Consider the following 22,125-nt stretch of genomic DNA (forward strand, 5'->3'; position numbering starts at 1 on the left):
AAAATAATAAGGTTGTTGAAATCTATAGGAGTGGGGATTATAGTTGCAACAATTCCGGCAATGATAAGTGTCCTAACATCATGAGGTAGGACATTTTTCATTGCCTACTATTCAAAAATTCAACTATTTTGTCGTATCTTTGGCGCATATTAACAGCAAAGCGTATGACTATTAAAGAATTCTTTTCTTTTAAAACAAATAAATTTTTCTGGCTGAATATTGTTGCCATGATTGTGGTAGTGGTAGTAATGATATTCGGTGTGCTGAAATGGATGGATGTGTACACCCATCATGGAGAAACTGTGGTTGTGCCTGATGTGAAAGGTATGACTACGGAAGAGGCTGCAAAGATGTTCCGCAATCGTGGATTGGTGGCGGTGATCTCGGATACTAAGTATGTTAAGGATAAAGCGGCAGGAATTATTCTTGAACTGAAGCCGGGGGCCGGTGAGAAAGTTAAAGAAGGACGTACGGTCTATCTGACGGTTAATACCTTGGATGTGCCGTTGCGTGTGATTCCGGATGTTGCTGATAACAGTTCGCTTCGCCAAGCACAGGCTAAGTTGCTGAGTGCCGGGTTTAAATTGAACGAAGTACAGTTGGTCAATGGAGAGAAAGACTGGGTGTATGGTGTGAAATATCAGGGACGCCAATTAACGGCAGGGGAGAAAATCCCTATGGGAGCCTCCTTGACATTAATGGTAGGAGATGGAGCCGGTGATACAGTGGAAGAAGATTCTATTGATATCGATCTAGACACGGAAGAGCCGGTGGCGTCAGAATCATCATCCACACAAGATGATAGTTGGTTTTAATTGATAAACAACAGAAACAGACTCGCATGATAGAGGAAGAACTTCCTGATGAATTGGAAAATGACTTGGATGATATAGAACCTGTCGGTGACGAATCGCAACTCTACGAACACTTCCGTGTAGTGGTAGATAAGGGGCAGGCGATGGTCAGAGTCGACAAATATCTATTCGAACGTATTGTCAACGCTTCGCGTAACCGTATTCAGAAGGCTGCCGAAGACGGATTCGTTATGGCTAACGGCAAGCCGGTGAAGAGTAGCTATAAGGTGAAGCCGTTGGATGTCATTACTGTGGTAATGGATCGTCCGCGTTATGAAAATGAAATTATTCCTGAAGATATTCCTCTTAATATCGTATATGAAGATAAGTATGTAATGGTTGTGAATAAGCCTGCAGGGCTGGTAGTACATCCGGGACACGGAAACTATCACGGCACTTTGGTGAATGCACTGGCCTGGCACATGAAAGATGTGCCTGATTATGATGCTAATGACCCTCACGTCGGGCTTGTTCATCGGATTGATAAAGATACTTCCGGGTTGCTGGTGATTGCCAAAACACCGGATGCTAAAACAAATCTGGGATTGCAGTTCTTCAATAAGACAACCAAACGCAAGTACCGTGCTTTGGTGTGGGGAACTGTGGAACAGGATGAAGGAACGATTGTCGGTAACATTGCCCGTAATCCGAAGGACCGGATGCAAATGGCGGTGATGTCCGACCCGGCAGTAGGAAAACATGCCGTAACTCATTATCGGGTATTGGAACGGTTGGGATATGTCACTTTGGTGGAGTGCATACTTGAAACCGGACGTACTCATCAGATTCGTGTTCACATGAAACATATCGGGCACGTACTGTTTAACGACGAGCGTTATGGTGGTCATGAGATATTGAAAGGTACTCATTTTAGTAAGTACAAACAGTTTGTAAATAATTGCTTTGACACTTGTCCCCGACAGGCTTTGCATGCTATGACGTTGGGCTTTGTGCATCCCGTCACTGGTGAGGAGATGTATTTTACTTCCGAACTTCCGGATGACATGGCCCGGCTTATCGAGAAGTGGAGAGGCTATATAAGTAACAGAGAATTAGAATGAAACGCAACATTGCTATCGTAGCAGGAGGGGATACCTCTGAAATCGTAGTTTCCCTGCGTAGTGCACAGGGCATTTACTCCTTTATTGACAAGGAAAAGTATAATTTGTACATCGTAGAGATGGAGGGCCGTCGCTGGGAGGTACAATTACCGGACGGAAATAAAGTACCGGTAGACAGAAATGACTTTAGTTTTATGAACGGAACGGAAAAGGTTGTGTTCGATTTTGCTTATATCACCATTCACGGTACGCCGGGTGAGGATGGACGTTTGCAAGGTTATTTCGATATGATGCGTATTCCGTATTCTTGTTGTGGAGTGTTGGCAGCTGCCATTACCTATGATAAGTTCGCTTGCAATCAATATCTGAAAGCCTTTGGAGTGCGTATTGCCGAATCATTGTTATTGCGTCAGGGACAATCGGTGTCCGACGAGGATGTCTTGGAAAAGATTGGTTTGCCTTGCTTTATCAAACCAAGTCTGGGTGGCTCCAGTTTTGGAGTTACGAAGGTGAAGACGAAAGAACAAATCCAACCGGCTATTGTTAAAGCTTTCGGTGAGGCGGAAGAAGTGCTTGTGGAAGCTTTTATGGAAGGTACGGAATTGACTTGCGGTTGTTATAAAACCAAGGAAAAGTCAGTGGTTTTTCCGCCTACGGAAGTAGTGACTCATAATGAGTTTTTCGATTATGATGCTAAATATAATGGGCAGGTAGACGAGATAACTCCTGCACGCATTTCGGACGAACTGACCGACCGGGTGCAGATGTTGACTTCGGCTATCTATGATATATTGGGTTGTTCCGGCATTATCCGTGTGGATTATATTGTTACAGCCGGTGAAAAGATTAATCTTCTTGAAGTGAATACCACTCCGGGAATGACTGCGACAAGTTTTATTCCCCAGCAAGTACGTGCTGCCGGTCTGGAGATAAAGGATGTGATGACTGATATTATCGAAAATAAATTTTAATTACCGTTATGGATCTGACAGAGTTTAATGAGATTCGTCCTTATAATGATGAGGAGCTTCCTCAAATCTTTGAGGAACTGATTGCCGATCCGGCTTTTCGGAAAGCTGCTACCGGAGCTATACCGAACGTTCCATTTGAACTTCTGGCGCAGAAAATGCGTACGTGTAAGACGAAACTTGATTTCCAGAAAGCATTTTGTTATGGTATTTTGTGGAAGATAGCAGAAGAACATACAAATGGGCTGACATTAGATCACAATGCTTTGCCGAATAAGAAGAAAGCCTATACATATATTTCAAATCACAGGGATATTATCTTGGATTCAGGCTTCCTTTCTATTCTGTTGGTCGATCAGGGAATGGATACGGTAGAGATTGCTATTGGTGATAACTTACTTATTTATCCTTGGATAAAGAAGCTGGTGCGTGTCAACAAGTCTTTTATTGTTCAGCGGGCACTTACGATGCGCCAGATGTTGGAGGCTTCGACGCGGATGTCCCGATATATGCATTATACCATTGCAGAGAAAAATCAATCTATTTGGATTGCACAGCGTGAAGGACGGGCGAAGGATTCTAATGACCGCACGCAAGATAGTGTCCTGAAAATGCTGGCAATGGGAGGTGAAGGAGATTTGATAGATCGCTTGAAGGAAATGAATATTGCTCCGCTTGCCATTTCATACGAATATGATCCTTGCGACTTCCTGAAAGCACGGGAATTTCAGTTGAAAAGGGATATAGAAGGATATAAAAAAACAACACAAGACGACTTGATTAATATGCAAACCGGGCTTTTCGGATATAAAGGTAAGGTGCATTTTCAAGTTGCTTCTTGCATAAATGATGAACTGGAACAAATAGACCGCTCGTTACCGAAACCGGAGTTGTTTGCTGCTATTTCTGCTTGTATTGATCAGAGAATTTATCGTAATTACCGGATGTATCCGGGAAATTACGTCGCTTATGACTGGTTGAATGGGACGACAGAGTTTACCGGGATTTATTCGCAGGAGGAGAAACAGCAGTTTGTAGGCTATATTGAGCAACAATTGGGTAAAATAGAGATTCCTAATAAGGATGAAGCTTTTCTGCGTGAGAAGTTGTTATTAATGTATGCCAATCCATTAATAAACCATTTAGCTGCGTGTCGATGAGAATAAGAAAGTTACATATAGTCTGGTTTTGGGGATTACTTTTGCTGATGTCCGCTTGTGGGGAGGATGATTATTATTATCCGTCGGTTAAATTGGAATTTGTAACAGTGAAGGCTGGAACGGATGGTAGTATACAGACGTTGATACCTGATAATGGGGAAGCGTTGACTGTATCTAAAGATCGTACGGGTTCTGCTATTTCGCCAAATACTTCCAGGCGTGTAATGAGTAATTATGAAACGCTTTCGAACGGGCACACGGCTACAGCTGTGATTTATTCTTTGCAATCTCTTGTTACGCCGACACCTAAACCGGCAGATGATCCAACTTATAGAGACGGGTTAAAGCATGATCCGGTAGATGTTGTCAGTATCTGGTTGGGAAGAGGTTATCTGAATATGATTCTGAATCTCAAGGTTAATGGTGGTAAACAGCATGTTTTCGGCATAGTGGAAGATTTGTCCGAATTTGAAACAAATGGTACTGTAAATATGTTGTTGTACCATGATGCGAATGGTGATGAGGAGTACTACAATCGTCGTGCTTATCTCTCTGTTCCTTTGGATAAATATGCGGATGCAGAGAATCCCGGTCAAAAGATAACGATTAAGTTCAAATATTATACGTATGATAAGGACGGCACTGCAATAGAATCTGGTAAGTACTGTAACCCCGGATTTGAATATGTTCCGGATAAGAATTGAATAATAGAGTATGATGTTTAAAATGAATCAACTAGCTGTGGGATTATTTTTATTTCTCTCTTCTCTTTTCTCTTGTCAGCAGAAAGGAGATTTCAAGTCTATGAACGTGGATGATTTTGATAACCTCATTCAGAATGAGGATATACAGCGTTTGGATGTCCGTACTTTGGCAGAGTATTCGGAAGGACATATTGCAAAGACAATCAATATCAATGTAATGGATGATTCTTTTGCTTCAATGGCAGATTCGCTGTTGCAAAAAGATAAACCGGTAGCTGTGTATTGCCGTAGCGGCAAGCGGAGCAAAAAGGCTGCGAATATTCTGAGTGAGAAAGGGTATAAGGTCTTTGAACTTGATAAGGGATTCAATTCTTGGCAGGAGGCAGGCAAGGAGATTGAGCATTAGTCGATGTGGTGAAAAATATAGGTTTTAGACATGGATTAATTGGTTTGACGGTGTGGCGGTGATATTAATAGAGAATTGTCTATTCGTTTAGTCCATGTCTAAAAATAAAAAGTTGATCACTCTTTCTCAGCTTTAAGCTCTATTCCTATTACAAAATAATGGGGTATGTCTTTAAGGATTTCTGCTTTCATTTCCGGATCAATTTCTCTTTCTCCACAAAATCGGATGATGTCATGTTGCTTGTCCAGCCAAGCGGAACCATATAAAATTAAAGGAATTTTCAAATGGTCTGTGTCTTGTATAGGCTGAAATTTAAATAGGCGCGGGTAATAAATATAAGAGTGGTATTTTTCTATTGCCTGTAATTTTAATGGTGCACCACCTTTCATCGTTCCCGGTACATTAATAGTGCAAACTGAAGTCGAATCATTGGACTTTCTAAGATATATTGACATCTCTTTGATATTCTCCCATTCGTTCTTGCCTTCCGGAATATGTTTTATTTCCCGGAAAGCTTGACGATGTTCTTCTGGTACTGCATTTAAAGACTGAATGTTTTTCCCGAGTCTGATATTATGCACTTGTTTGGGGGATTTTCCATTTTCATACTCATCCATGTAGGCAGTGACCGTATATACTTTGTTCAGAAACTCTTTTAATTCAAAACGGAACATGTGAATGTCCATAGCTTCCAGTACATTATAGATGTCTTCTAATTGTGGTTCTGACTGTATTACTTGAGACTTTTTTTCTTGGGCATCTGCTATGCCTGCAACAACGCACAGGCATAGCAATATGATTATTAGTTTACTTTTGAACATGATGTTATAGACTTTCAAGTAATTTCTTTAAAACGACTGTCGCTGAGATCTCACGGTTAGCAGCTTCCGGGATAACGATAGATTGTGGACTTTCGATAACGTCATCCGTCACAATCATGTTTCTGCGTACAGGAAGACAGTGCATGAAGAAAGCGTTATTAGTCACCTCCATTTGTCGGTCGCTGACAGTCCATTCTCGGTCTTTACTCAATATCTGTCCGTAATTGTCGCCTGCATAGGCTGCCCAGTTCTTGGCATATATAAAGTCGGCTCCTTCGAAAGCCTTCATTTGGTCGTATTCCACCTTGGCATTTCCTACAAATTGTGGAGCCAGTTCATAGCCTTCGGGATGAGTAATGACGAAATCATAGTCGGTGGCGTTCATCCATTCGGCAAATGAGTTGGGAACAGCCTGTGGTAATGGACGCGGATGCGGAGCCCAAGTCATAACCACTTTCGGACGTACAGTTTTTTTGTATTCTTCGATGGTGATCAAGTCTGCGAAACTTTGCAACGGATGGCGGGTTGCTGCTTCCATAGAGAATACGGGGCGTCCCGAATACTGGATAAATTGATTCAGAATCGTTTCCTGATAATCGAAATCACGATTCTCGAAGCGTGCAAAAGAGCGTACTCCGATTATATCGCAGTAACATCCCATGACGGGGATGGCTTCCAGTAAATGTTCGGGTTTGTCGCCGTCCATGATAACACCGCGTTCTGTTTCCAGTTTCCATGCACCCTGGTTGATGTCCAACACCATTACGTTCATTCCCAGATTTAAAGCGGCCTTCTGTGTGCTGAGGCGTGTACGTAGACTGGAATTGAAGAAGATCATCATTAATGTCTTGTTACGTCCTAATTCTACATACTTGAAGCGGTCTTTTTTGATTTCAAATGCTTCTGCAAGGGCTGATTTTAAATCGCCGATGTCCTGTACACAAGTAAATTTCTTCATGTTTTCTATAATTAATTCGTTATTATACGATTTATCTTTCAACTGTTTGCTATTCACAGTTTATAGTTCACTATTACATACATATTACCATCTTGTCTGTCCATTTCCTTCAATGACCCATTTATATGAGGTCATTTCTTCCAATCCCATGGGACCACGTGCATGCAATTTCTGGGTACTGATACCTATTTCTGCTCCCAAACCGAATTGGGCTCCATCGGTGAAGGCCGTAGAGACATTAGTATATATACAAGCAGCATCTACTATTTTAGTAAACAACGCTGCACGTTCCTTGTTCTCTGTGACGATGCATTCGCTGTGTCTGGAACTGTTTTCTTGGATATGCCTCAAAGCATCTTCAAAACTCTTCACTGTTTTAACCGCCATTTTATAGTCTAAGAACTCTGTGCCGAAACTTTCTTTCGTTGCAGGTTGCAGAAGTTCGGCAGGATAATGGCCGTCTAATGCCTGATAGGCTCGCGGATCGGCATATATAATCACATTGCTGTCTTTTAACTTTTCGCAAAGCAAAGGAAGCTTATCCAGTCTTTTTTCATGTACGATAGTACAGTCCAATGCATTACATACACTGACTCTGCGTGTTTTGGCATTATAAATAATATCTGCCCCTTTACTTACATCTCCAAACTCATCAAAGTAAGTGTGGCAAATACCGGCCCCTGTTTCAATGACCGGGATTTTTGCATTGTTGCGTACAAAATTGATAAGGTTACTACTTCCTCTGGGGATAACCAGATCGATATAACCTACTGCATTTAGCAATGCTGTTGTAGCTTCTCTATCGGCTGGGAGTAGCTCGACAATATGTGGATTGATATTGAATTCTTTTAGTACTTCGTGAATAACACAGATAATGGCCCGGTTGGAATAATCGGCGTCGCTTCCTCCTTTCAATACACAGGCATTTCCGCTTTTCAGGCAAAGGGAGAATACATCGAAACTCACATTAGGTCGTGCTTCGTAGATGATTCCTATTGCTCCGAAAGGCACGCTGATTTTGGTCAGTTTCATTCCGTTGGGGCGTATGGTCTCTTTCAACACCCTTCCTAAGGGAGAGGGAAGCGTTGCAACATTACGTGTATCTGTGGCAATGTCTTTCAAACGTTCCTCTGTCAGTTTCAACCGGTCATACTTTGGATCATTCTTATCCATTCGTGCGAGGTCTTTTTCATTTTCTGCCAGAATAAACGGTGTCTCTGCAATAGCTGCATCAGCTACTGCATTTAGTATCTGATTGATTATTGTGTCATCCTGGATTGCCAATTCACGGCTAGCTGCTTGTACGGCAGCGAAGGTTTCGTTTAAGTTAGTAACCATACACTTTTTTTCTTTCGATTAATTATTCAATGTATAGATAGTCGTAATGTACTACCGCTTTTTTACCATGTTTTCCTATAGCTTCCTTTGCTTGTCTAGCATCACAATTTACTTTCCCTATTCCTACCTGATTTCCCTGAAAATCCATGATACGCACAATATCGTCTTTTTCAAATTCTCCTTCAATACGTGTAATACCGATCGGAAGAATACTGACTGCATTTTCAGAATTTAGTATTTCGGTAGCACACTTATTAATGTGAATTTCACCTTTTGCGAATCCCTCACTGTGGGCAATCCATTTTTTTACGCTGGATACCGGTTCGTTGGAAGGAATGAATCGTGTGCAGAGAGTTTCATCCGGATGTTGAAGCAGGTCGACCAGGATATTATCTCGTTTCCCATTGGCGATAATTACCGTAATCCCTTCATCTGCTACTTTGCGGGCTATATTGGTCTTTGTTAACATCCCCCCTCGGCCGAAACTGGACTTGGAAGCTTGGATATAGTTGGATAGATCTTTTCCATGTTCAATCTCACGAATGACGGAAGAATCCGGATTTGAAGGAGAACCATTATAAATTCCGTTTATATTGCTGAGGATAATCAATGCTTGTACATTCATCATCGAGGCAATGAGTCCGGATAGTTCATCATTATCGGTGAACATCAGTTCACTGACAGAAATCGTATCGTTTTCATTTACAATCGGAATTACTCCATTTGCAAGCATCACTGTCATACAGTTTTTCTGATTGAGATAATGGCGGCGTGTGCCAAAACTTTCTTTTGTAGTCAATACCTGACCGACAGGAATATTATGTTCGCGGAAAAGCTCATAATAACGATTGATTAACTTTGCCTGTCCTACTGCAGAAAACAATTGACGTTGGTCTACACTGTCGAGTTTTTTTTGTGGGGATACTTCACTACGTCCTGACGCTACCGCTCCTGACGAAATGAGAATAATCTCCACTCCCGATTTATGCAATTCTGCTATCTGATCAACAAGCGCTGACATACGAGTAACGTCCAGCGTCCCATCTCGGCGTGTTAATACATTGCTACCGACCTTTACTGCAACCCGTGTAAATACCTGTTTCATTTTTGCTAATTTACTGACGATTTGAAAGTACAAATATAGAACTTTTTATCGATATGTTACCAAAACGGGCTGAAAAGAATTATCTTAGCATCCTGATAGAGAAAAAGTAAATAATGAAATATACGAATCTACAAGTAGAACAGATGACTTCCTTCATCATATTTGAAAGTGCACACATCAATATTACTCCCTGTGTCAATTTGGGTACGGGAGGTGAAAATATACATACGGTCCTCCTAGGCCAATTCACTGGAGAATATCAGAGAAGGCCTGAAGTGTATTAGTCGTTATCTTTTTCTGCTCGACTTCTGATTAGTTCGGTAGCGGATTCGTATTCGTCTTCAGTGACAAGGACAGAGACTGCCGGAGCAATATAGGGTGCCAATGTACCCATAATTCCATCTTTGATAACGCAGCGAATGTCATTGCTTTCTAATAATCCCTTGATGATTTCTGCCTCCCACGGAGAGCCGGAGAATACTTCTATCGACTTGCTGTAATCTTCTTCTTTCATGATCTTATGGTATTAAGGGTTGTTGTTTACAAATATAACAAGAAATGGCAATAAATAGTTATTCTTTTCCAGAATTTTATTCGAGCGTGATTCGTTTTACATTAATCTGTTGGTTTAGGAAAGTCGAGGCCGACTCGATGAACTTATCTTCCGCTTCTGTTGTATAAAACAAACAACTGTTATTTTTAGTACATTTAATATCCATTTCCGGGTGTCTGCACAAATAATCTTTTAAGCTTTCGGCGACATATTCACCTTGTGCGATCACGCGGATATTATCCGGAATATATTGCTGAATTTTCGGAAGTAGCAGAGGGTAATGTGTACAACCCAGAATCACAGTGTCAATCTGTGAGTCTTTTTGCAATAACTGATTTATATATTTCCGGATGAAATAATCTGCTCCTTCATTCTGTGCTTCATTATTTTCTACTAATGGTACCCACATCGGACAGGCAACTCCGTTTACTTGAATATCGGGGTATAGTTTATGAACTTCCAGCGGGTAAGACTCTGATTTGATTGTACCTGCTGTCGCTAATATTCCGATATGTCGGCTTTGTGTTATATTCCCTATGCACTCTACCGTGGGACGGATTACTCCGAGTACACGACGTTCCGGATCTATCTTCGGTAGATTGTTCATCTGTATACTACGCAATGCTTTGGCAGAGGCTGTGTTGCAAGCTAATATAACAAGATGGCAGCCCAATTCAAATAACTTGTTGACTGCTTGTAGAGTGAATTCGTATACGATTTCAAAAGAACGTGTTCCGTAGGGTGTACGGGCATTATCTCCCAGATAAATATAGTCATATTCAGGTAATATCTCTCTTATCTTATTGAGAATAGTCAGTCCGCCGTATCCGGAGTCAAATACTCCGATCGGTCCGGGTGTATAGGGTAACTGTTGTTTCATAACGGATGAGAATTTATATACGCAAATGTACATGAAAAAAAGGGAAAGAGAAAGAAGTCTGTGCTTCTTTTCCCTTTCCCTTTTAGAATTTCTTACTCTTATTGCTTATTTAATACCGAGATTAGCTTTTACCTTGTTAGTCAGGTTGATGCTTAATGTCTCATTAACATAAGGTATTGGAGTTCTTGCAAGGTCGAAGATGTAAATTACTCCTTCAGCGGCACCAACTGCCTTGATAGCGTCATCTAATTTTTTGTAAATAGGAGCCATTGCATCATTTTGTGCCTTTGCCATTTGTTGCTGAGCATCTTGCTGGAACTGTTCTTGTCTTTGCATCATATCCTGCAACTCTTTCTGTCTTCTTTCAGCGATATTAGCCGGAAGAGAATCCTTAGCGATAGCTTGCTGGAATTCCTGATATTTCTTGTTGAATTCTTCTTGGGTTCTTTGAAGTTCAGCAGTAAGTTGTTTTTCTAAATTCTGAATGTCATTTTGAGCCTTTGTGAATTCCGGCATCACAGTGATAATTTCCTGTGCGTTAATATGACCGAATTTTAAGTTCTGTGCAAATACACCCATTGGGAGTGCAAGCAACATTACAAGTGCGATTCTTTTTAGCATAGTTCTATAATTTATTTGAATGATTTTTAGTTATTTCCAGTTGCAAATGTATGAAATTAATTTGAATATCCTAATCTTCTTAATATTTCATCGCTGATATCAATGCGCGGATTTGCAAAAATTATGCCTGCGGCAGAGGCTCTATCGACTACCATGTCGTATCCATGTTGTTGAGATACAGCCTTTACTGCTTCATAAATTTCATCTTGAATCGGAGTAATCAGCTTGTTTCTCATCTTTGCCAATTCACCCTCCGGACCAAAATAAGTACGTTTTAGTTCAGCGGCAGCCTTCTCTTTGGCTACGATTTCATCCTCTTTCTTTGTTTTTTGTGCAGCAGAAAGAGTTGACGATTTCGCTTGGTAGTCCTGAAACATTTTCTGTGCCTCTTTTGCCAAGACTTCTACTTCAGCCTGATATTTCTTCGTAGCTTCTTGCATTTGTTCATTAGCGCTTTGAGCAGCCGGAATATTCTTCATAATATATTCCGTATCGATCAATGCAAATTTCTGTGCGTTAGCTGCCATACTAATGGCAAACAGCAGAGTGATAAATAGAACAGACTTTCTCATGACGTTTAGTTTTTTGGTGATACATTTTAGAATTCTTGTCCTAAGATAAAGTGGAATTGGCTTCCTCCATATTGTTTAGAACCAAATACCTTGTCGAAACCGTAACCCCAGTCAATACCCATCATACCAATCATCGGCAGGAAGATACGCACACCAACTCCGGCAGAACGTTTCAAGTCGAACGGATTGAATTTCTTGATATCATTCCAAGCGTTACCAGCTTCCAAGAAGCCTAACACATAAATGTTGGTACTTGTTTCCAGCATTAACGGATATCTTAATTCAATTCCGAGACGTGTGTAAGCATAACCTTCGGAACCGTATGGTGTCAATGAGCTATTTTCATAACCACGCAATGCGATACTTTCTGTTGCGTAGCTTGAGTAACCGGTCATACCATCACCACCGACATCAAATGTACCGAATGGTGATTTCTTGTATTCATTGTAATGACCCAACAAACCGAATTCTGTACGTGTCATCAATACCAGACACTTCGGATGAGCAATAGGGTCCATTAACGGGGTATATGTTTTACCTTTAAATTTCCATTTGTGGTATTCTACCCATTTATGAAGTTTGTTCATATTGTCTTGGGTGATACTACCTGTTTTAGGGTTAGAGTAGTAACCTTTATAATCCTTGCCATCGAAAGCTGAATACGGTGGAGTGAACTGTACTGATAATGAGAAATCCGAACCGGAGCGCGGGAAGATCGGGTTGTCAATAGAGTTACGTGCCAACGTCAATGAAATGCTCAAATCATTACACTTACCGTTAGTTACCGGGAAGTACTGCCAGTCTTTCAGGTTGTAGCGTTGATAAGCCAACTCTGCAGAAAGGGTGAAGTAGTCATCGGGCCATTTAAGACGTTTACCCCAACCAACGGAAAGTCCCCACATTTTGATAGACTTGTCCGGGTCATAGTAGTTCTCGTAGTTATTGTAGTTACCATAATTGTACATGCCATAACCACCATAACCGCTATACATACTGTTGTAGTAGTTGTTAAAGTAGCTGGAATTGTAGTAACGGCTACTGATATCCGTTTGTACAGAGAAGAAGGCGGATACGGAGAATGAGTTCGGACGTTTACCACCAAACCAAGGATCGAAGAATGAGATACTATACGATTGATAATACTTAGCATTTGTCTGTCCGCTGATAGTCAATGTCTGTCCGTCACCCTGTGGCAGGATACCGCGATAATTTTCCCCCGGATGCAGCAGATTGGCTATGGAGAAGTTGGTGAACTTCAAACTCAGTTTACCAATGATACCAGTCTGTCCCCAACCGGCAGAGAATTCTACCTGGTCATTGGCTTTAGAAGTCAAAGGCAAACCTATGTCAACGGTTCCGTTCATAGGGTCCGGTTGGATATCCGGTTGCAGTTTTTCCGGGTCAAAGTGTCCCATTTGCTGAATCTCACGTAAAGAACGCATCAAGTCTTCTTTGCTGAACAATTGTCCCGGACGGATACGAAGCTCACGACGGACTACGTTTTCATACAAACGGTCGTTACCACTAATATTGATTTTATTAATAGTAGCCTGGCGGCCTTCATAGATTCTCATTTCGAGGTCGATAGAGTCACCTACAATATTTACCTCGACCGGATCGAGATTATAGAATAGGTAACCGTTGTTATAGTATAAGTTGCCGATAGCGTCATCGTCTGTGGAAATACGCTCGTTCAGTAACTTTTGGTTGTAAACGTCACCCTTCTTCATGCGAAGCAGGTAGTTTAATTGTTCCGACGGATAGAGCGTATTACCTACCCATGCAACGTTACGGAGATAATATTTCTGACCTTCATCTATATCCAGAAAGACGTTAACTGTTTTTTCGTCATACTGTGATATGCTGTCCTTTACAATCATTGCATCACGGTAGCCTAATTCATTATATTTGTCGATGATAAGCTGTTTATCCGCTTCATAGTTTTCCGGTACGAATTTTTTAGTACGGAACAAGTTACGAAGTTTACCTTTTTCATTGGTTTTCTTCATTACTCGTTTCAACTTGGAAGCTTTGATAGCTGTATTTCCAACGATTTGTATCTCGTGGACTTTTACTTTTTCCTTCTTGTCGATATCGATATCTACAAGAACCTGGTTCTCGCTGGAAGGATCATCTTTTTGTGAAATGATCACTTCGGCATTTTTAAATCCTTTGTCATCAAAATATCGTTTGATAAGTGTCTTTGCGCGGTCTACGGTATTCGGAGTGATCTGCATACCTTTTACCATTCCCAGCTTACCTTCCAAATCGGTGCGTTCCGACTTCTTAACGCCGTGATAACGTACCTCAGAGATACGGGGACGCTGCGTTAGACTGATTTTTAACCAGATCTTGTTACCCTCTATTTTTTCGGCTGTAATTTGTACGTTGGAGAATAAACCATGACGCCAGTAGCGTTTGATTGCTCCAGTGATTTCATCACCCGGCACAGTAATTGTTTGTCCTACCGATAATCCGGATATTCCAATCAATACATAGTCTTCATAATTCTTCACGCCTTCGACTTTGATATCCGCTATCTCATACTGTTTCGGTGTACCGGAGTATAAGATGACAGGTTTCGAGTCTTCATCAGTGTTGGCTTCTTGCGCAATGCCTGTTGTTACAAAACAGAACAGACAGATAAACGTTACGAATATAAAGGAAATACGATAATGCATTTATGTTATAATTTGATGTTTCGAATAATGTTAGCTGATTTGTTCACTGGTTTTGCCGAACCTGCGTTCTCTTTGTTGATATTCGCAGATAGCTTTATAGAGTTCTTCGTTGTCAAAATCCGGCCAAAAGGTATCACAAAAATAAAGTTCTGAATAAGCACATTGCCATAACATATAGTTGCTTAACCGGATTTCTCCCCCCGTGCGGATCAACAGATCCGGATCAGGCATGAAGTTTGTTGATAGGTGAGAGGATATGTACTCATCTGTTATTTGTTCAGGAGATATTTCTCCTGCTTTAACTTGTGCTGCTATTTGTCGGGCTGCTTCAGTTATCTCCCAACGGGAAGAATAACTAAGAGCTAACACCAGACACATACCTGTATTATGAACTGTATGTTCTATGCATGCTTTCAGACTAGCTTGCACATCAGCAGGTAATTTCATGAAATCACCGATGACTTGAAAGCGGAGATTATTCTTCATCAATGTCTCCTCTTCAATAGAATCTAACAATAGATTCATCAGAGCCGACACTTCTTTCTGTGGTCGATTCCAGTTCTCGGTTGAGAAGGTGTATAAAGTCAGATACTTAATTCCCAACCGTGCAGCGTCTTCTGTGATTTTCTGCACTGTTTCCGCGCCTGCGTGGTGACCGTAAGTACGTTCTTTTCCCCGTTGCTTAGCCCACCGTCCGTTGCCATCCATAATAATAGCTACGTGTTGGGGGATCCGAGTTTTGTCTATTTGCTCTATATAGGACATCTTCTTATTTTAAACGTATACGTTTATTATTTACCGGCATTTAGCGGATCCTTGTCAAACCATAGCTGGTTCAAACGACCGCGCCATACTTCAGATTCATAAGTGTAGGTATGTGTTTTAGTAGCTTTACTACTTTTTTCCTCATCTTCCTCATCTTCCACTTCTTCCTCAAAACTAGCAGTTCCTCCGCTAAATAAAATATATATATAGTCATTCTTGTCGTCTAATACAGAGGAATAGGTTTCTCTACCTCTGAATTCCGGTTGCTCTTTACTTGGCTTAAAATCAGCTTCGCTCCAGTCCTGATAAGGGAAAGAGAACTTTTTATTTGCTTTTTTCCATGCAAGACCTGCTTCTGAGGTATAGAATGATTCAAATTTCTCTCCAAAGATATAGAACTGGTTGTTATAATACATAATGGTAGGGGTTTGTAGTACCGGGCAGCTTGTCTCTTCGTTATTTGGTGGGAATGAAACCCATATACTGCCCATATATCCCCATGGAACGATAGCTTCAATATCTCCGGCTATTGGCTGTTTAGCATGTTCTCCGATGAGCATAATTCCTTCAAGACCAGTTGCTGTAGTATAAGTTGTATAAGATATGTTTCCAATAGGGAAGTCATCTGGTACAACTTGAAGTTCTTGGTCTGTTTTTGCGTTGGAAGTTATTTCATTAGTAGAAGCAAAAACTTTTGTTTCATTTATTGTCTTGATGTATGTTATTTTATTACTTAAAGGAGCTAGGAGTAGATTTACATGTTCATTTTCAAATAAGCCTGAAGTCTCCCATTTTATACCATTGGTAGATTCATACACGTTACCGTCATTATTATCGGCTGTTGTTGCATATAATTTATTGTTGTATGACAATATTGAAGAAGGAAGACTATTCTTAAATGGATTCTCTTCCAAAGAGTTTGAGACCCATGACATTGCGTTTCCTTTTTGTGCAATATATACTTTGAGGACATTATCCACTACAGAATAAGTAAGAATGTTCTCTCCTAAAATGACTGTTTTTTGTTCTTTAATGGACTCAGAATTACTAATTTTAGCAACATAATTCCACCTCAATGAATCCGGATCATGCTTATGTACTCGTACACTAATCGTGTATTCTCTTGTTTGATCAGGAGAAGTGCCGGCCAATGCTTCTGTTGACCATACTTTAAGTTTGATAGGCTTTCTGAGATCAATAGAATCTGCGATGTTAATGATAGAATCCTTGCCGCTTTGGTCTTTCATTGTCACGACACCGGACGCTGTAGTCAATTTAGTTATTAGAATTTTATCAATAATGGTATCAGCATGAACAGGAAGTGAATCTTCATTATAGATTTCACTTTTCAATTGGTCAATAGTGAATTTATACTTCCCAAGGCCTGTTGTATCAAGTTCAAACGCATGTATAGTCGCGTCCGGACTATATTCGATGTTGTTATCATCGTCAAGACATGACGTTATAACGAATGACACCATGAAAAAACTCGCAATAAATGATAAAAACTTTATTCTCATTTGAAAGATTGTGTTTATTTACAAGTTGCAAAAATAGAAACATTTTTTCCGATAAAGAACATTCCCGGCAAGTTTTATATAAAATTATAGATAATAACGTCGATTTTATCGACGTAAAACTCCCTGAATAGGACTATTTTAGCTTATCTTGATGAATGTAATGCCAAAACTGTCTTCCGAAGTGTTCTTCTGTCGAATAACTAAATTTATCGCATATTTCAGGTGCTTTAACACCGGAATATAGCTTGTTGGGGCACTTCTCGATATATATTTCATCCCATAACTCATTGGCTATAAATGACTGAAGAAGTTGGCTGCCTCCTTCCACCAGTAATGATTGTATTTTTCGTTGATAGAGTTCTTCCATTATCTGAGTGAATAGGTTGTGATTAAAGTCGATTGTGATATATGTGATATTCTTCGCTTCCGGATGTTTGTTTGCTGTAAAGACTAATGTTGGCACATTGCCGTCAAATAGCTGCAAATCATTAGGAAGAGACAACGTACGGTCTAATACGACACGTATCGGATTTCGTCCATACCAGTTACGTACGGTCAGAGAAGGATTGTCTAGTAATGCTGTTCGCCTGCCTACCATGATAGCAACAGATTCTGCTCTTCTTTTATGTACGAGCATTGAAGTCAGAGGAGAGGAGAGTACAACAGGTTGCCCGTCCGTTCGTTCCAAGTCAATAAAATGATCGGCAGATTCCGCCCATTTAAGAGTAATATAAGGCCGATGAAGCGTGTTGAAAGTGATGAAACGACGAATCAACTGTCTGCATTCACTTTCTAATACGCCTACAATTACTTCCCGTCCTGCATCTTTTAGTTTTTGGATACCCCTTCCTGCAACTTGTGAAAACGGGTCCTGGCAACCGATAACAATACGTGGAATCTGTTTCTCTATAATCAAGTCTGCGCAAGGTGGCGTTTTTCCGTAATGGGAACATGGCTCCAGACTGACATAAATAGTAGAACGTTTTAATAATGATTCGTCTTTGACGGAACGAATCGCATTAACTTCTGCGTGCGCTTCTCCACAACGAATGTGATAACCTTCGCCGATAATACGTCCGTCGCATACAATGACAGCCCCTACCATTGGGTTGGGGGCAGCGTTACATAGACCATTTTTTGCCAGCTCAATGCAACGCCTCATGTATTTTTCTTCTTCCATTTTGGTGCTCTTCGCTATATTATTCTTACTTTTGCACTCCGAAATTGTGAAAATATGAATCGTATCACTACTTACATCCGTCAGTCATTACAGGATATTTATCCTCCGGAAGAGGTAAAAGCTCTTTCGATGTTGATCTGTTGCGACATGTTAGGTTTAGATGCGCTTGATATTTACATGGGCAAAGATATAATTTTATCCGAATGCAAACAGCGTGAATTAGAAAACATTATATTCCGTTTGCAGAAAAATGAGCCGATACAGTACATTCGCGGCTTTGCTGAATTTTGCGGAAGGAAATTTAAAGTTGCTCCCGGTGTCTTGATTCCTCGTCCGGAAACGGCAGAGCTGGTAGAATTGATAGTGAAGGAGAATCCGGGTGCCCGTCACCTATTAGATATAGGTACGGGAAGCGGATGTATCGCAATCTCTTTGGATCAGAACCTTCCGGATGCAGAAGTAGAGGCTTGGGATGTTTCGGAAGAGGCGTTAGCCATAGCTAGTGAAAATAATAAAGAGTTGGACGCCCGGGTTATGTTTCGACGGAGAGATGTGCTGTCTGATGAACTCGGCGCGACTTCTTGTTATGACGTTATTGTCAGCAATCCACCTTATATAACTGAGGCGGAGAAGCAGGATATGGAAGCCAATGTACTTGATTGGGAACCGGGACTTGCCCTGTTTGTCCCCGATGATGATCCTTTGCGGTTCTATCGTCGGATTGCCCGTCTGGGGTGCGACTTACTTTTGCCGGGTGGCAAGCTTTATTTTGAAATCAACCAGGCTTATGGCCGGGAAACAGCACACATACTTGAAATGAACCAATATCGTGATGTTCGTGTTATTAAAGACATATTTGGAAAAGATAGAATAGTTACAGCTAACCGATGAGTGCACAATTAACTGATGAAGAGGCTTTGAATCGTGTAGCCTCTTATTGCTCTACTGCCGAGCATTGTCGGGCAGAGATAAATGAGAAATTACAACGTTGGGGAATTGCCTATGAAACCATTGCGCGCATTCTAGACCAACTGGAGGCGGAAAAGTTTATTGATGATGAACGTTTCTGTCGTGCTTTTGTGAATGATAAGTTCCGTTTTTCCAAGTGGGGAAAGATGAAAATCGCTCAAGGGCTTTATATGAAAAAGATTCCTTCTGACGTGGTATGGCGTTATCTGAATGAGATTGATGAAGAAGAATACCTCTCCGTTCTGCGCGACTTGTTAGCTTCAAAGCGGAAAAGTATTCATGCCAGTGATGACTATGAATTGAATGGAAAGTTAATGAGGTTTGCGATGAGTCGTGGATTTGAACTAAAAGATATCAAGCGTTGTATCGATGTTCCTGAAGAAGAGGAATTGGTCGACTAAAAAAATATAACGGATTCTTCTTTTTATTCTCGTTCAATTTCTGTACTTTTGCGGCAAATAATTAATAGTTAGTTTAGTTATGAAAAACTTAGAGAGACTATTTGCGGAGAAACTGTTGAAGATTAAAGCTATTAAACTTCAGCCCGCTAACCCTTTCACATGGGCTTCTGGATGGAAATCCCCCTTTTACTGTGATAACCGTAAAACTCTGTCCTATCCTTCTCTTCGTAATTTTGTGAAGATTGAAATTACACGTCTGATATTGGAACGATTCGGACAGGTGGATGCGATTGCCGGTGTAGCTACAGGTGCTATTCCGCAGGGAGCTTTAGTAGCTGATGCATTAAATCTGCCGTTCGTGTATGTTCGTTCTACCCCGAAAGACCACGGATTGGAAAACTTGATTGAAGGTGAACTTCGTCCGGGTATGAAAGTTGTAGTGGTTGAAGATTTAATTTCTACAGGTGGTAGTAGTTTGAAGGCAGTAGAGGCAATCCGTCGTGATGGTTGCGAAGTAATCGGTATGGTTGCGGCCTTTACTTATGGATTCCCGGTTGCCGAAGAGGCATTCAAAAATGCGAAAGTGTCTTTGGTGACATTAACCAATTATGAAGCGGTGCTTGATGTGGCACTTCGTACAGGTTATATCGAAAAAGAAGACATACAAACATTGAATGAATGGCGTAAGGACCCCGCGCATTGGGATGCTGGAAAGTAAGATTTTATTGTTAATTCAAATATTTAAAAGAAAGAACCATTCGGACAGTAACTGTTCGGGTCGTTCTTTTTTTATTTTATACTAACAGATATTTATGGCAAATTTTGAGAGTAGTGTCAAGGTAATACCTTATAGTCAGGAACGTGTATATAATAAGCTTTCGGATTTAAGCAATCTGGAAGCTATCAAAGACCGTTTGCCACAGGATAAAGTGGAAGATTTAAGTTTTGATTCGGATACGTTGAGTTTTACAGTCTCTCCCGTAGGGCAGTTGACGCTGCAAATTGTAGAACGTGATCCTTGTAAATCCATTAAACTGGCAACTACCAATTCACCGCTTCCTTTTAATATGTGGATTCAACTGGTTGAAACTGCTGAGGAGGAATGTAATGTGAAAGTGACTATCGAAATAGATATTAATCCGTTTATGAAAGCGATGGTACAGAAACCGCTTCAGGAGGGGTTGGAGAAAATGGTTGAAATGCTGGCTGTTATTAATTACTAATACTTGTTTTTATGGCACAGAAACTTTGGGAGAAATCCGTACAGGTGAATAAAGATATCGAACGTTTCACTGTAGGTCGTGACCGCGAAATGGACCTTTATCTGGCTAAACATGATGTGATCGGTTCTATGGCTCATATCACAATGCTCGAAAGTATCGGTTTGTTGACAAAGGAGGAACTCGTGCAATTGTTGGCAGAGTTGAGGAATATATATGCTTCGGCCGAAAAAGGTGAATTTGTGATAGAAGAAGGAGTGGAAGACGTACATTCACAGGTGGAATTGATGTTGACCCGGCGTTTGGGTGACATAGGAAAGAAGATACATAGCGGGCGTTCACGCAATGACCAAGTGTTGCTGGATTTGAAACTCTTTACCCGTACACAAATTAAAGAAATCGCTGAGGCGGTAGAGCAACTTTTCCATGTGCTGGTTAACCAGAGTGAGCGATATAAGGATATACTGATGCCGGGATATACACATTTACAGATTGCTATGCCGTCCTCTTTCGGACTGTGGTTCGGTGCATATGCCGAGAGCTTGGTAGATGATATGTTATTCTTACAGGCTGCCTTTAAGATGTGCAATCGTAATCCGCTGGGCTCTGCTGCCGGATATGGTTCTTCTTTTCCATTGGATCGGACGATGACAACTCGTTTGCTCGGTTTTGATTCGCTGAACTACAATGTAGTATATGCTCAAATGGGACGTGGAAAAATGGAGCGTAATGTGGCTTTTGCTTTGGCAACCATTGCCGGAACAATATCCAAACTAGCTTTTGATGCTTGTATGTTCAACAGTCAGAACTTCGGTTTTGTAAAGTTGCCGGATGATTGTACTACGGGGTCCAGTATTATGCCACACAAGAAGAACCCGGATGTCTTTGAATTGACACGTGCCAAATGTAATAAATTGCAATCGCTTCCTCAACAGATCATGATGATTGCGAATAATCTGCCATCCGGCTATTTCCGTGACTTGCAGATTATAAAAGAGGTCTTTATTCCTGCTTTCCAGGAATTGAAAGATTGCTTGCAGATGACGACCTATATAATGAACGAGATAAAAGTGAACGAACATATTCTTGACGATGATAAGTATCTGCTTATCTTTAGTGTAGAAGAAGTGAATCGTTTGGCTCGTGAAGGTATGCCTTTCCGTGATGCTTATAAAAAGGTGGGACTGGATATTGAGGCCGGAAAATTCTCTCATGGTAAAGAAGTACATCATACGCACGAAGGCAGTATTGGTAATTTATGTAATGCCGAAATCTCCGAATTGATGCAGCAGACCGTTGAAGGTTTCAATTTCTGTGGGATGGAAGAAGCTGAAAAGGCACTTCTTGGGCGATAAACAGCATTTCGAAGGATAGTTTTTTAAACTTTC

23 protein-coding genes are annotated in these 22,125 nt (G+C 40.8%); 11 read left to right on the forward strand and 12 right to left on the reverse strand.

The features are described 5' to 3' along the window. Positions 1–164 precede the first annotated feature (164 nt). Genes CGC64_RS05425 through CGC64_RS05450 form a run of 6 tightly spaced genes read left to right on the forward strand, consistent with a single transcriptional unit; the run spans position 165 to position 5,153 of the window. Positions 165–815: a PASTA domain-containing protein gene (locus CGC64_RS05425; protein WP_005678986.1), complete on the forward strand. Its 651-nt coding sequence runs from the start codon at positions 165–167 to the stop codon at positions 813–815. 26 nt (positions 816–841) lie between these two features. Next, entirely contained in the window at positions 842–1,915 is a 1,074-nt protein-coding gene (locus tag CGC64_RS05430; protein WP_005678987.1) for an RluA family pseudouridine synthase, read from the forward strand. Continuing rightward, entirely contained in the window at positions 1,912–2,886 is a 975-nt protein-coding gene (locus CGC64_RS05435) for a D-alanine--D-alanine ligase (RefSeq protein WP_005678989.1), read from the forward strand. The genes CGC64_RS05430 and CGC64_RS05435 overlap by 4 nt, the downstream gene beginning before the upstream one ends. Positions 2,887–2,894: 8 nt before the next feature. Next, the gene (locus CGC64_RS05440; protein ID WP_005678991.1) at positions 2,895–4,043 is read left to right on the forward strand and encodes a 1-acyl-sn-glycerol-3-phosphate acyltransferase; all 1,149 of its coding nucleotides are present in this window, start codon (positions 2,895–2,897) and stop codon (positions 4,041–4,043) included. Further along, positions 4,040–4,747, forward strand: a complete 708-nt coding sequence (locus CGC64_RS05445) for a NigD1/NigD2 family lipoprotein (protein WP_005678992.1) — start codon at positions 4,040–4,042, stop codon at positions 4,745–4,747. Before CGC64_RS05440 ends, CGC64_RS05445 begins: the two co-directional genes overlap by 4 nt. 13 nt (positions 4,748–4,760) lie before the next feature. Next, positions 4,761–5,153 (forward strand): rhodanese-like domain-containing protein, encoded by a 393-nt coding sequence (locus tag CGC64_RS05450; protein ID WP_081447324.1) that lies wholly within the window; start codon positions 4,761–4,763, stop codon positions 5,151–5,153. Positions 5,154–5,269: 116 nt separating this feature from the next. Here the strand turns inward: CGC64_RS05450 and CGC64_RS05455 are convergent, their stop codons facing one another. From CGC64_RS05455 to ribD, 12 genes are all read right to left on the reverse strand, one after another. After that, entirely contained in the window at positions 5,270–5,974 is a 705-nt protein-coding gene (locus CGC64_RS05455; protein WP_005678995.1) for a DUF5041 domain-containing protein, read from the reverse strand. 4 nt (positions 5,975–5,978) lie between these two features. Then, positions 5,979–6,932, reverse strand: a complete 954-nt coding sequence (locus tag CGC64_RS05460) for a Rossmann-fold NAD(P)-binding domain-containing protein (protein WP_005678996.1) — start codon at positions 6,930–6,932, stop codon at positions 5,979–5,981. Positions 6,933–7,016: 84 nt separating this feature from the next. Continuing rightward, the gene (locus CGC64_RS05465) at positions 7,017–8,270 is read right to left on the reverse strand and encodes a glutamate-5-semialdehyde dehydrogenase (RefSeq protein WP_005678997.1); all 1,254 of its coding nucleotides are present in this window, start codon (positions 8,268–8,270) and stop codon (positions 7,017–7,019) included. A gap of 22 nt (positions 8,271–8,292) precedes the next feature. Beyond that, positions 8,293–9,375: a glutamate 5-kinase gene (gene proB, locus CGC64_RS05470; protein ID WP_005678998.1), complete on the reverse strand. Its 1,083-nt coding sequence runs from the start codon at positions 9,373–9,375 to the stop codon at positions 8,293–8,295. 280 nt (positions 9,376–9,655) lie between these two features. Further along, positions 9,656–9,889 (reverse strand): DUF2007-related protein, encoded by a 234-nt coding sequence (locus CGC64_RS05475; protein ID WP_005679000.1) that lies wholly within the window; start codon positions 9,887–9,889, stop codon positions 9,656–9,658. A 76-nt stretch (positions 9,890–9,965) separates the two neighbouring features. Next, positions 9,966–10,808 (reverse strand): glutamate racemase, encoded by an 843-nt coding sequence (murI, locus tag CGC64_RS05480; RefSeq protein ID WP_005679002.1) that lies wholly within the window; start codon positions 10,806–10,808, stop codon positions 9,966–9,968. Positions 10,809–10,913: 105 nt separating this feature from the next. Beyond that, on the reverse strand, positions 10,914–11,429 hold the full coding sequence (locus CGC64_RS05485) for an OmpH family outer membrane protein (protein WP_005679004.1): 516 nt from the start codon (positions 11,427–11,429) through the stop codon (positions 10,914–10,916). 56 nt (positions 11,430–11,485) lie between these two features. After that, a complete protein-coding gene (locus CGC64_RS05490) occupies positions 11,486–12,001 on the reverse strand; it encodes an OmpH family outer membrane protein (RefSeq protein ID WP_005679005.1) in 516 nt (171 codons plus the stop codon). 26 nt (positions 12,002–12,027) lie between these two features. Continuing rightward, complete coding sequence (locus CGC64_RS05495) at positions 12,028–14,682, reverse strand: BamA/OMP85 family outer membrane protein (protein WP_005679006.1); 2,655 nt, start codon at positions 14,680–14,682, stop codon at positions 12,028–12,030. Positions 14,683–14,712: 30 nt separating this feature from the next. Continuing rightward, positions 14,713–15,447, reverse strand: coding sequence for an isoprenyl transferase (locus CGC64_RS05500; RefSeq protein WP_005679007.1), 735 nt, complete (start codon positions 15,445–15,447; stop codon positions 14,713–14,715). 26 nt (positions 15,448–15,473) lie between these two features. Further along, on the reverse strand, positions 15,474–16,967 hold the full coding sequence (locus tag CGC64_RS05505; RefSeq protein ID WP_005679008.1) for a DUF6242 domain-containing protein: 1,494 nt from the start codon (positions 16,965–16,967) through the stop codon (positions 15,474–15,476). 133 nt (positions 16,968–17,100) lie between these two features. After that, positions 17,101–18,147, reverse strand: a complete 1,047-nt coding sequence (ribD, locus tag CGC64_RS05510; protein WP_005679009.1) for a bifunctional diaminohydroxyphosphoribosylaminopyrimidine deaminase/5-amino-6-(5-phosphoribosylamino)uracil reductase RibD — start codon at positions 18,145–18,147, stop codon at positions 17,101–17,103. A gap of 54 nt (positions 18,148–18,201) precedes the next feature. Here ribD and prmC point away from each other — a divergent pair, with 54 nt between their 5' ends. From prmC to argH, 5 genes are all read left to right on the forward strand, one after another. After that, entirely contained in the window at positions 18,202–19,038 is an 837-nt protein-coding gene (gene prmC, locus CGC64_RS05515) for a peptide chain release factor N(5)-glutamine methyltransferase (RefSeq protein ID WP_005679010.1), read from the forward strand. Next, the gene (locus CGC64_RS05520; RefSeq protein ID WP_005679012.1) at positions 19,035–19,517 is read left to right on the forward strand and encodes a regulatory protein RecX; all 483 of its coding nucleotides are present in this window, start codon (positions 19,035–19,037) and stop codon (positions 19,515–19,517) included. Before prmC ends, CGC64_RS05520 begins: the two co-directional genes overlap by 4 nt. A 79-nt stretch (positions 19,518–19,596) precedes the next feature. Next, positions 19,597–20,235, forward strand: a complete 639-nt coding sequence (gene pyrE, locus CGC64_RS05525; protein ID WP_005679014.1) for an orotate phosphoribosyltransferase — start codon at positions 19,597–19,599, stop codon at positions 20,233–20,235. Positions 20,236–20,329: 94 nt separating this feature from the next. Next, entirely contained in the window at positions 20,330–20,740 is a 411-nt protein-coding gene (locus CGC64_RS05530; protein ID WP_005679016.1) for an SRPBCC family protein, read from the forward strand. Between the two features lie 11 nt (positions 20,741–20,751). Continuing rightward, on the forward strand, positions 20,752–22,092 hold the full coding sequence (gene argH / locus CGC64_RS05535; RefSeq protein ID WP_005679017.1) for an argininosuccinate lyase: 1,341 nt from the start codon (positions 20,752–20,754) through the stop codon (positions 22,090–22,092). The last annotated feature ends 33 nt before the right edge of the window (positions 22,093–22,125 follow it).

The organism is Bacteroides caccae, assembly GCF_002222615.2.
Lineage (GTDB): Bacteria > Bacteroidota > Bacteroidia > Bacteroidales > Bacteroidaceae > Bacteroides > Bacteroides caccae.